The sequence below is a fragment of the Burkholderia sp. BCC1047 genome (assembly GCF_902833155.1).
Taxonomy (GTDB): Bacteria; Pseudomonadota; Gammaproteobacteria; order Burkholderiales; family Burkholderiaceae; genus Burkholderia; species Burkholderia sola.
The window spans coordinates 74,248-85,219 of record NZ_CADFEH010000035.1 but is presented as its reverse complement, the minus strand read 5'-3'; the positions used below and the strand labels follow the sequence as shown (position 1 = coordinate 85,219).

Here is a 10,972-nt window from a genome sequence, read left to right as displayed (position 1 = left end):
CTCCCAGTCACCCGGGAAACCCTTGCCTTCGGCTAACTCTTCCCCTTGCCGGGCGAGTAGAGGACTTTCACCTCCAAGTAAGTGCGCCCTGCCGGGCGCACCCAAAAATAAACTACACTGTTTAGTGTAGTTTATTCTTCGGACGAACCGGACATGGCATCGCCTCTCGTTTTGATTCACCGCATTCTGGGCTTTGCGGCGGCTCGCCGCGGCCGGACGCTGTCCGGCAGTTCGCCGCAGCACAACGGCGAGCGCTTTGCCAATGTCGCGCCGCGGCCCGCCGAAGGATTGGGCAAGACGCTGGGCATCGCATGGAACATGCTGGTCAACAAACCGCGTCATACCGTGCCGGCCGGCGCCCTCCCCGTCGATTCGCTGACCCGCGCGGAACTCGACGCGGCGCCCGATCGCAGCCTGTACCGGCTCGGCCATTCGACGCTGTTGCTGAAGCTGCGCGGCGAATTCTGGCTGACCGATCCGGTGTTCGCCGAGCGCGCGTCGCCGTTTCGGCGCATCGGCCCCAAGCGCTTTCATGCGCCGCCGATCGCGCTGGAAGATCTTCCGCCGCTGCGCGGCGTGATCCTGTCGCACGATCATTACGATCACCTCGATCGCGACACGGTGCTCGCGCTTGCCGCCACCACCGGCGTGTTCGTGACGACGCTGGGTGTCGGCGATCGGTTGATCGAATGGGGCATCGACGCGGACAAGGTTCGCCAGCTCGACTGGTGGCAAAGCGCGGACGTGGCCGGGCTGACGCTGACGGCTACGCCCGCCCAGCACTTCTCCGGGCGTAGCCTGTTCGACGGTAACAGTACGCTGTGGGCGTCGTGGGTGATCGTCGACGACGACCTGCGCGTATTCTTCAGCGGCGATACGGGTTATTTCGACGGCTTCCGGGAGATCGGCGAGCGCCTCGGGCCCTTCGACGTCACGCTGATCGAAACAGGCGCCTATGATGCGCAATGGCCGTACGTGCACATGCAGCCGGAAGAAACCGTGCAGGCGCACATCGATTTGCGCGGACGCTGGCTGGTCCCGATCCACAACGGCACGTTCGACCTCGCCATGCATCGCTGGCAGGAGCCGTTCGAGCGTGTCACGGCGTTGGCGCTCGTACGCGGCATCGAACTGTCAACACCGAGAATGGGCGAACGCCTCGATCTCGACGCGCCGCATCGTGGCGAGCGCTGGTGGCGCGCGGTCGACGAGCGCGCGGCAGCGCCGACGGCGAAATCACGACGCTGGCAGCTTTGCGCATCGCAGGCGACGAAGTAGTCCGCCAGTCGCTGCGCGTGCCTGCCGGGAAGATGACCGTGCCGCGATTCCGGGTGGTGAATGCGTTGCCGGCCTCCCCGCACGTCGACGGCTGCCTGTCGATCCGATTACCTGAGTAGAGAAGTCATGCATCCGGTACCCGTCCGATACATGCTCGGCCAACGAGACGATGATGTCGCCATCACGGCATTCGACCAGGCAGGCCACCGTTCGACCCGCCGCAGCCGCGAGAACGAATTGCGGCAGGCGCTCGCAGAGCGCGTCGCGAGATGGACCGAAGGTGTCGATCACCTCAACACGGCCATTCCCAATCTGAGCTTTCATCGAAGGGAAGCGCCGACGCTGCCGATGGAATGCATGGTCGAGCCGAGCTTCGGCCTCGTCGTCCAGGGCGCGAAGCGGGTGATGCAGAGCGGGGATGCGTACATCTATGACGCCGACCGCTTTCTGATCACGTCGCTCGATCTGCCCGGTTCGACGCAAATCATCGAGGCCAGCCCCGACAAACCGTTTCTCGGACTCGGTCTCAAGCTCGATTTCCGCGTCATGGCCGAACTGATGATGCAAGTCGCGCCGGATCACGACGATGCGCCGGCAGGCCGCGGACTCGTCGTCGGCGACATGACCGAACCGCTGTACGACGCGCTGAACCGGCTGCTCGCGCTGCTGGACGACCCGAACGCGATTGCCGTTCTCGCACCGTATATCGAGCGGGAAATCTACTATCGGCTGCTGACGAGCGATCAGGGCGCCCGCCTGCGCCAGATTGCGTCCACCGGCAGTCAGTGCAACCGCGTGTCGCGCGCGATCCGGTGGTTGCGCGCTCACTACGACGAATCGTTGCGCGTCGATGATCTCGCGGCGCAAGTTCAGATGAGCAGTTCGACCTTCCATCATCACTTCCGTCAGCTCACCGGCATGAGTCCGTTGCAGTATCAGAAATGGATACGGCTCAACGAGGCGCGTCGGCTGATGTTGGCGGAGCGGCTCGATGCAGCGTCGGCGGCGTTCAGGGTCGGGTATGCGAGCCCAACCCAGTTCAATCGGGAATATAGTCGGCTGTTCGGTAATTCTCCGCGACGGGATATCGATAGCCTGCGAGGTGGCGCGGACGTCGCTCTGTCGATCGTGGCGAGTTATTGATCGCGAGCACGGACGGCAGCGATGTACGGGCTTCGATGGAATTCGCAAAGTACGGGGCTGGATTTGTCGCATGCAGTTTAAGGGGACGCGCGCCACTCTGTAAGATCATGTTGTACCGGCGGCGCTCCAGAGTCCTGCTCGACGACTCCCCGGCCTCAGCTTCTCCGTTCCATATTTCGCGATTTCACGAATCTGGGGCTCGGCACATGCGTTGTCACGTGACAACTGGCGCTAAATACCAAGCCCACTTGATGCCGAATTGGCGGCTCGATGCGACGCAGTGGTGGAGGGATCCCCCGACACGTCGACAACCTCTAGCTGCGCCCGCCGCAAAACGTCTCATAAACTACAAATCACGTACCAATCAAGACGAATCTATCTGCGATTGGGCCGATCCCCAACGCCGTCGCACTGAAATAGCATACGCCCCCATTTCCAAGCCTTTTCGCGCTCATTTCGCGTGAAACAGGATGAAGAATGTGGCGCAAGCCCTTGCCGCACAAGGATTTCCAGCGAGCATCGATTTTCGACGAATGTTTCACGACCCGACCCGTTTGGGTTGTCACATGTCCCTGGCACATGGATTCATCACCCATTGCGGCCGGTATACGCGGCGATCTCGCGCACGTCGAACCTCTCCAGGGCACGGTGAATTGATACTTGCCACGAGACAGCCCTCCCCTGTTGGCCGACACGAGCGGCAACGACTAATTTCGCCCCACCGTATAAATGGGGACGCATCATGGTCGCCACGATATCGTCGTTGGGGGCGCACCTCAGCAGTTGTTCTGACGCATAGCTTCGACACGTGAGCATCCACGCGACGATAGCGGAATCAACGGCCCGATGATGTCCGGACCTCGCTACCGAGACGCTCGTTTGCAACCCTCGCGCGGGACTCTCCCTTCATATACAGCCAGCCCGCCGCAGGAGTCCTCCAGACACCGGCTCCTGTTGTCACGTGACAACTCGCTAACGATTCAGTGACGAGCCGAGACCGAAAACTGTCGACGATGCCGTTCCTCCCTAGCAATAAGCCCTGTACGCCGCGAGCACACGCCAACCGCGACGACTCCCTGATGATCGCGGAGTGCCCGTTAGGAGATTCGTCGGAATCCATTTGTCACGTGACAACTCACCTCGTTAACGACGAGGGGTCTATGGTCGCGCGCCGCGCGCATCGACAATTGAAGTAAGGAAATTTCTGAGGTTCCTGCGGAATCCGAGGCGCAGCCGTATGGAAGATTTCCCACGACGTACGCCCCGAGAGAAATCGGAGGTTCAGCGACTTGTCACGTGACAACCATCTGTTTCCCCGTGCCCAACATCATCCCCGACATGGATTCGTATCGAATTTCGAATGAGATCTACGCACGCCAAAACGCCAAGTCTCTCCGCAAGATCTCGTTATGGACCCCAAAGACCGTCGGCTTCCCTCACATTTGTCGTTCGTTCTTTTGCAACCGAGATCGATGGTTTTTTATCGAATCGCTACTTTCGAATAACGCCTAGCTATTCGGCCTACTTGTCACGTAACAACCACAACAACCAATAAAACATCCATAGCATTGAACACTTTTGTAGACAACCTTTGAATACCTGCCTATATTACGTAAAACTCCTAGGAGGAATTCAATGGCTTTCAAGATCGCCGTCAGTAATCAAAAAGGTGGAACTGGAAAGACAACCATCTCCGTCAACATCGCGGCGGCGTTCGAAGCCGGCGGCAATAAGGTCGCGCTGATCGATGCCGACCCTCAAGGCACTTCCGTCCGGTGGGTCACAAGTGGCGAGAACACGCTCCCGATGACGGTCCTGTCGCTAGCGCCTGCCGGCCGCGGGATCGGCGGCGAAATCAAGAAACAGGACGCGAACTTCGACGTGATCGTCGTCGACTGCCCCGGCAACCTCGAAGATCCACGTATTGCATCCGTCCTCGAAGTGGCGGACTTCTGCCTGGTGCCGCTTTCGCCGTCGCCAGCCGATCTGTACAGCACGGTTGCAATGATCCGCATGATCGAGTCGATGCGCGCCGTTCGAAATCCTCAACTTTCTTCCGCATTAATGCTGAATAGCGTCAATGGAAAAACTAAAATGCGCGAAGAAATTTTAAAAATTTTACGCGCTGAAGAAATAGGGGAGCATCTGCTCGACAGCCAGATCGCGCAACGCGAGGTCTATCGTCAGACGTTCGCGCTCGGCACCACGATCCATCACCACAATCGATACCTGAAGGGCCTGAAGGAAGCCCGCGCGGAAATCGAAAAACTGGTCACGGAAATGGCCCAATACATCGCGTCGACGCGCGCTACCGGAGCCGCCCATGGCTAAGGACACCTCGAAAGACAAGAAGCCGACCGGCAACCTGCATCTGGCAGCCGGCCTGTTGCGCGGACTCGCGCAGGAAAACGCGGCGCTCGAAACGCGGCTGCCCGAGCCGGCGGCCGCACCGGCTGCCGTCGTCGAAGCGGCGCCCGCCAGTGCGCCGGCCGCAACCGCGCCCGCCGGTACGCCCGATCTGGGCGCGCCGCAGAAGGTGCTGGTCAAGGACTGCATCCCGAACCCGTTCAACCCGCGCGTGTTCTACTCGGAGTCGAGCCTGCACGAACTCGCACTGACGTTGAAACGGGAAGGGCAGATCGAGCCGATCAAGGTCACTCGGCTCCCCGAATTTCCCGGCAAGCTCGTCGTGATCGACGGGCAACGCCGGCTGCGTGCGACGAGCATCAACGGCGACGAGACGATTAATGCGACGTTCCGCACCGATCACACGCCCGAGCAGCTCTATACGATCGCGTATCGCGCGAACCACGATCACGAACGCCAGACGATCTTCGACGATGCGGTCGCGTGGAAACGTCTGCTCGACGAGAAGGTCTTTGCCGACCAGAACACGCTGGCGGAGAAAATCGGCAAGGACAAGGCATCGATCAGCAAGACGCTGTCGCTGAACGCACTGCCGAACACGCTGCTGGAGCGGATGGCGAGTGCGAACGACGTGGTCGGTCTGCAGGCCGCGTACTTTCTGAAGCTGATCTTCGAACGCCTGGGCGAGCCGACGGCCGACCGGCTGCTGACGGCCGTGATCGACCGGAAAAAATCCGTCCGCGATCTCGAGAATTTCCTGCGTGCGCAAAGCGACGGCGCCAAGAAGGCCGGACGCACGCGCTATAGCGTCCGTCATGACTTCGCGCTCGAATCGCGCGCGATCGGCCAGTTGAAGACTTATCCGGACGGACGTCTGGATCTGCAGCTCAAGGGCGTCGACGCATCCCACCAGGAAGCGCTTGCCGACAAGCTCAAGACCGTCATCGACGCGTACGTCGCCGATCTGGCGGCGGCCACGCCAAAGTAACGCGCCACCGGCAAAAGGCCTCGCCTTCGCGCTGCGCCGCGCAGCCGGACCACAACAGGGTCCGGCGCACGGCGCGCACGACGGCGAGGCCTCGTTCAGTTGCCCGCGAGACTGCTTTTCAGCAGGAATTCCAGCAGGTCATCCGAGGTCGGCTCGCCCCACGTATCGAGCGCCAGCCAGCGGAAGAAGCTGGTCTGCGCGAGCTTGCTCGCCTTCTTCTTCGGCGACAGCGTCAGGTCCTTCGAACCCGCCACCGTCTCGTTGTAACGCTCGATCAGCTTGGTCTGGTCGTCGATCTCCAGCTCGCGGAAATACGCGCCGGCTTCCTCGACCTTCGCCGCCAGATACTTGTCGCGAATCTGTTCCTGCTTGCTCTGCGCGGATTCCTTCGCCGGTGCGGCCGCTTCGGTTCCCTGTCCGTCGGCCAGCGTGTAACCGTGCGTCAGCGCCTTGCGGAAATACGCGGCGACGTTGTCGACCGGCGCCGCATTTTTCTTCGTGGTCCGATTGAGCGTATAGGCGATCGCCGCCTTGATGCGCTGCACGCCGTATTGCGTGATCAGCCGGCGCGCCTCCGAACGCGGAATGCCGAACTTCGCGACCTCCTCGACCAGCGCTTCGTTCTTGACGTCGCCGTCTTCGACCGTATCGGTGCTCTGCTTGCGCGTCACCTTGAACTGCACGGCTTCCACGCTGCGGCCGGATTTGTGTTCGATCAGCTCAAGCGTGTGATCCGATACTTCGTTCACCTCCTGAATGCACGGCACCAGGACCTTGCTCTTGAACAGCTTGTATTCCTTGTACGACTGCGACGCCTTGTCCTGGCCGAGAATGAGGTCGCGGAATTTCGGCAGCGGAATCTTCGCGGTGATGCCGATCCCTTCGTAGCGCACCGTGTTTTCCCACAGCGCGAGCGAGTGCGATCGCCGGAACTCGCGGGCGATCCGCATATCGATCAACGCGTAGATTTCGGGATTGAGCAGTTCGCTGCGAATCTGGTCGGAGAAGCTGTACTTCAGCACCGATTGCTCGAGCTCCGCGCCGGCGAGCAGGCCCGATGCTTTCCAGACCGTCGAACGGTCCGCGGCCAGGTAGTCCCAGTTGACGACGGTACTGATCAGCGAGTTGACCGTATCCTTCACGTACTTCGTGTTGTTGCTGTTCAGCCCGCTCTCGTGCGACAGCGACGCGATCGAGATCGAGAAGCTCGTCCGGCCCGGTTCGAACGCCTCCTGCCGAAGTGCGTTCTTGATCAGCGAGCTGAACATCTTGCGCTGCTGCAGACCGATCTTTCCCGACTTCGGTGCGATATGAATCGCCTGGACCGCCTTGCGCAGCAAGTCGGGCGGCTCGGGTGTCTGAAACAGCGAAACCTGTTTGTCTGAGCCTTTGCTTGCGGGCTTGCGCGGCATCGTGGTGTCCGGGTAAGGTTGCCTTATTGAGAGCGGACTTTATACCTTTTCGCGCGACGGAGCAACGCCCTTGCTCCAGCATCACTTTCACTCTATGAGCTAAATATCGGATGTTTAAGGAGAAATCCGTGTTTCACGATTTGTTCAGAGCCCCATATCCGTCTACCTTTTGATCAAAATACCTCCCAAAAGCCGCTACCTTTCCTGGCTCGACAGGGCAACCCGGCACAAGAATTGCCATACGAAGGTACCCATCCATGGGGGCAAACGGACGGAATCGAGATCGCCGGGAAGATTCGTGGTGCCCCGCAACACAGCCGCCTTTTTCTCCCATAACAGGCTACCTTTGTTGTTTCCCATAGGAGGCTACCTGTCAGCGGGGTCGACGCAGCTGCTTTCCGGATTGAAGGTGGAAATCGCTCCCATAAACGGCAACCATGCGTTTTCCCCATAGACGGTAACCTGTCCGTGGCCTTAGCCCTGTCTATGGGAAAGCTTTACGGCGTCCCCGAGCAAAGGGGAGGAAATTGATTGAGACCGACTCCCATAAATAGGTACCTTCCAGATTTCCCATAACCGGCTACCTGAAGAAAATCACTGTGCCCGCATCGGACTACCAACCGAGAAAAGCCCCCCCATAAAAGGGTACCTTCATGTGCTCCCATAGACGACTACCCAGCACGATTGACGGTCGATCTCCCATAACCGGATACGTTCGCCCCATATCCACAACCCGGATTCCCCACAACACGGTACCCCAACCCCCAAATCCACAGACCTGAAGCCCCAAACCCTTCCACCTGTGCTCCCATAAATGGGTACCGAACACCCCTCAAACCCTTGCCAGACAAGGCTGTGAGCCGTCTAAAAGTAGTTAAAGAAGTAAACGTGGTTTACCAAAGATGTAAACACACGTGTGCTTGCACAGAAAGACGAACCCCATAAACCGCTACCAATGGGAGTCGTCTGTGGGACGCAAGGCGTTCAGATCCTGCGATCCAGACCGACTCGGCTCTGTTTGACGCACCGTTCCAGGAAGGCTCCAGGCCCGGCAAGGCCTCCCGAAGAGGTGAGTACCCACTCACAAACGCCGAAACGTAGAAACTTATGGGAGGAAATCCGCAGTTTCGGCGTAGAGGTTCCCGTTTATGGGACCCAAAAATGTGCCCCATGGCACCCTCGGCACTATGACTGCCGAGCGCAGCGAATCCCGTCGCTTCGTCCACAGCAGTTCGAAATCATCCTGGACTGCCCGCGAATGGTTTTTTGTACTCGCGCTGCCTCGTCTATGGACAAGTTTTTGTCGATCGCCTGTGATGCCGCTCGCCAAATTTAGCCTGTGGACTGTGCCCGACGGAATCCGATCCCGGCTGTTTTCCATCCCGCGTCCGGTCCGTTTTTCTACCTTTGAAGTGCCACCTGGCAAGCCATGCTGTGTCCGTCGACATCGTTGCGAATCAACGTGAAGGTGCTGCCGGTGCCGGAGCTCACCGCAATCGAATTCCCCGATGCTCCCGAATATGCTCACCTTCCGAAAAAGCAGATTCCCGTAAAAGCTCACCGATAGGCGGTGGCACAGGTATAAGCAAGCTGTGTAGATCCCAGCCCTCATCCACATAAGGAACCATCGATGGGAGCAAACGGGAAACGATCGACATCCTTGTGTGGCGCTTCAGCGTCGGCAAGCACGGTTGCACAGACGGATAGGCTGCACGGCCATGGGCATATCCACCCGACGAGCGCTGCTCGCTCATGATCGGTTTCAGCGCATTCGTGCAGCCCATCGGGCCGACGTCTTCACCGCTTGCGCCGCCCTGCCTTTTTTGTCAGACCTACGGATCGACAACCCGCTTTGCCTCCACACACAGGCAACCTTCTGCATCACAGTGCGGCAAGCGGTACCGAACAGATCACCGCACGCCGCAACGACGCAACGACGCAACGTAACCATCTTGACCGCCGAAGAAACGAATCGGGGTCGTTTATGGGAGGAACCGTCGCTCGAGCCGCATCGAACGATAACGTGACGCATGGATCGACTGCTGCTGCGGTGATCGTGCAAGCACGACGATCCTCACGTCGCGCATGAGCGTATCGATATCGCCACCAGTGAAACACCCGTCGGTGCCTCGCACCGCGTCGAGTACCGCGGCGGCCGACCTCGAGCGCACCAATCGCTTTGTCTCCCATACGTGTATCCCCAATTCCGTCAGCACGTTGACGCCACAATTTTTGCGACACGGTTATGATGCTCAAGTCCTGACCGCGACATGACGACTGGTCAGGGCAGGGGCGGTATCTCGATGGTTTTTCAAACCGTGATGGTCATCAAAAAAGAGAGTTCAGCGATGCGAATCCAGATCAGAAAACTCACGCTGGCTGCTACCGCAGCCGCTTTCCTGTTCGGCTCGGCCGTTCCGGCCTTTGCGCAGGAAACCGCAAGCGCGCCGGTTGCACAGGACGCCAAGGCCGCGAAGAGCGAAGCGCGCAAGGCGGCCCGGGCCAAACGCAAAGCCGAGCGCAAGGCTGCGCGTGCGAAGAACACCGCCGAGCTGAAGAAACTCGAAGACGCCGGTTACAAGCCCGCGGCCAATGATCCGAACTATCCGCAGAACCTGCAGAACGCGGAGAAGAAGGCCGGCGCCGCAAGCCAGTAAGCGTCGTCCGGCGGCAAGCCACGGTTCGGTCCGCGGCTTGCCGCGTGTGTCGCGATCGCGCGATGCACGAAAGCAAACATGCTCCATACGTTTATTCAATTCGATTTGGAATCCTGCATGTCGTGAGATGCACGACACACAGGCACGGGCGCTCAGCGCCGCTCGCCCGACGCAGTCGCGCTTCCCGTTGCCTTCAGCCAGTCCTTGAACGCGCGTACGGCGTCGTCGTCCGCTCGCGCGGACGCCACATACGTAAAGTAGCGCCACGGCGGCAGCGCCGGTTCGCTGAACGGCTGCACGAGCCGGCCTTCGGCGATGTCGTCGGCGACGAGCGCGATCGGCCCCATCGCGACGCCGAGCCCGTCGAGCGCACCTTGCAGCGTCAGGTAGAAATGCTCGAGCGTGAGCGAGTGCCGCGGGACGAGGTTCGGGTGCCCGGCCGCCGCGAGCCATTCCGGCCACATGCCCGGATAGGTCGCCGCGTGCAGCAGCGTGAAGCCGGCGAGATCGGCAGGCGTCTCGAGTAACCGGCCCTCCAGCAACTTCGGCGCACACACCGGCAGCCGGACCTCAGAAAGGAATTCCTCCGCAACGTACCCGTCGATGGCCTGCGGGCCGCCGCGAACGATCAGGTCGACCTTGTCGCGCAGCTTGTCGATCGGCTCGTTCGACGTCGACAGCCGCACCTCGATGGCCGGATGCGCGACCTGGAACGACGACAGCTTCGGGACGAGCCAGCGCAGCGAAAACGTCGCGGGCGCGCTGACGCGCAGCACGCGCTGCTGCGCGTGGCCGAAATGCTGCGCGGTGGCAAGTGCGATCCGGTCGAACGAAGCGCCGACCTCGGCGAGGTACGCGCGGCCGGCGGCCGTCAGTTCGACGCGCCGGTTGTGGCGTTCGAACAGCGGCCGCCCGAGCCACGCTTCCAGTTGTTGCACGTGCCGGCTGATCGCGCCGTGCGTGACGCACAGCTCGTCGGCGGCCAGCGTGAAGCTGCCGAGCCGCGCGGCGGCTTCGAACGCGCGCAGCGAATTTAACGGAGGGAGTCGTCGGGCCATTGCATCGTTTCGCGTGAAATTTACTCACACGATGGTTCAGGTTTAATCGTTTGATCGAGTGATCCGGCT

General features: G+C 60.3%; 7 protein-coding genes. 5 read left to right on the top strand and 2 right to left on the bottom strand.

Translation table 11 applies throughout. The features are described 5' to 3' along the window. Positions 1-153: 153 nt before the first annotated feature. The 4 genes from HWX55_RS28925 (at position 154) to HWX55_RS28910 (ending at position 5,776) form a co-directional block, all read left to right on the top strand. On the top strand, positions 154-1,278 hold the full coding sequence (locus tag HWX55_RS28925; RefSeq protein ID WP_175978210.1) for an MBL fold metallo-hydrolase: 1,125 nt from the start codon (positions 154-156) through the stop codon (positions 1,276-1,278). Between the two features lie 126 nt (positions 1,279-1,404). After that, positions 1,405-2,421 (top strand): AraC family transcriptional regulator, encoded by a 1,017-nt coding sequence (locus HWX55_RS28920; protein ID WP_175978209.1) that lies wholly within the window; start codon positions 1,405-1,407, stop codon positions 2,419-2,421. 1,635 nt (positions 2,422-4,056) lie between these two features. After that, a complete protein-coding gene (locus HWX55_RS28915) occupies positions 4,057-4,752 on the top strand; it encodes a ParA family protein (protein WP_006497839.1) in 696 nt (231 codons plus the stop codon). Beyond that, positions 4,745-5,776, top strand: coding sequence for a ParB/RepB/Spo0J family partition protein (locus HWX55_RS28910; RefSeq protein WP_069619692.1), 1,032 nt, complete (start codon positions 4,745-4,747; stop codon positions 5,774-5,776). Before HWX55_RS28915 ends, HWX55_RS28910 begins: the two co-directional genes overlap by 8 nt. Positions 5,777-5,871: 95 nt before the next feature. On the opposite strand, the gene HWX55_RS28905 is transcribed toward HWX55_RS28910, so the two are convergent. Then, on the bottom strand, positions 5,872-7,188 hold the full coding sequence (locus HWX55_RS28905) for a replication initiation protein (RefSeq protein WP_069619691.1): 1,317 nt from the start codon (positions 7,186-7,188) through the stop codon (positions 5,872-5,874). A 2,348-nt stretch (positions 7,189-9,536) separates the two neighbouring features. On the opposite strand from HWX55_RS28905, the gene HWX55_RS28900 reads away from it, so the two are divergent. Next, entirely contained in the window at positions 9,537-9,845 is a 309-nt protein-coding gene (locus HWX55_RS28900; RefSeq protein ID WP_069619690.1) for a hypothetical protein, read from the top strand. 152 nt (positions 9,846-9,997) lie between these two features. Here HWX55_RS28900 and gcvA read toward each other — a convergent pair whose 3' ends face one another. Next, positions 9,998-10,903, bottom strand: a complete 906-nt coding sequence (gene gcvA, locus HWX55_RS28895) for a transcriptional regulator GcvA (RefSeq protein ID WP_175978208.1) — start codon at positions 10,901-10,903, stop codon at positions 9,998-10,000. Positions 10,904-10,972: the final 69 nt, after the last annotated feature.

Excerpts from the sequence above, each read along its gene's own strand:
- HWX55_RS28925 (WP_175978210.1), top strand. The coding sequence starts at position 154 with ATGGCATCGCCTCTCGTTTTGATTCACCGCATTCTGGGCTTTGCGGCG.
- HWX55_RS28920 (WP_175978209.1), top strand. The coding sequence starts at position 1,405 with ATGCATCCGGTACCCGTCCGATACATGCTCGGCCAACGAGACGATGAT.
- HWX55_RS28900 (WP_069619690.1), top strand. The coding sequence starts at position 9,537 with ATGCGAATCCAGATCAGAAAACTCACGCTGGCTGCTACCGCAGCCGCT.
- gcvA (WP_175978208.1), bottom strand. The coding sequence starts at position 10,903 with ATGGCCCGACGACTCCCTCCGTTAAATTCGCTGCGCGCGTTCGAAGCC.
- HWX55_RS28910 (WP_069619692.1), top strand. The coding sequence starts at position 4,745 with ATGGCTAAGGACACCTCGAAAGACAAGAAGCCGACCGGCAACCTGCAT.
- HWX55_RS28905 (WP_069619691.1), bottom strand. The coding sequence starts at position 7,188 with ATGCCGCGCAAGCCCGCAAGCAAAGGCTCAGACAAACAGGTTTCGCTG.
- HWX55_RS28915 (WP_006497839.1), top strand. The coding sequence starts at position 4,057 with ATGGCTTTCAAGATCGCCGTCAGTAATCAAAAAGGTGGAACTGGAAAG.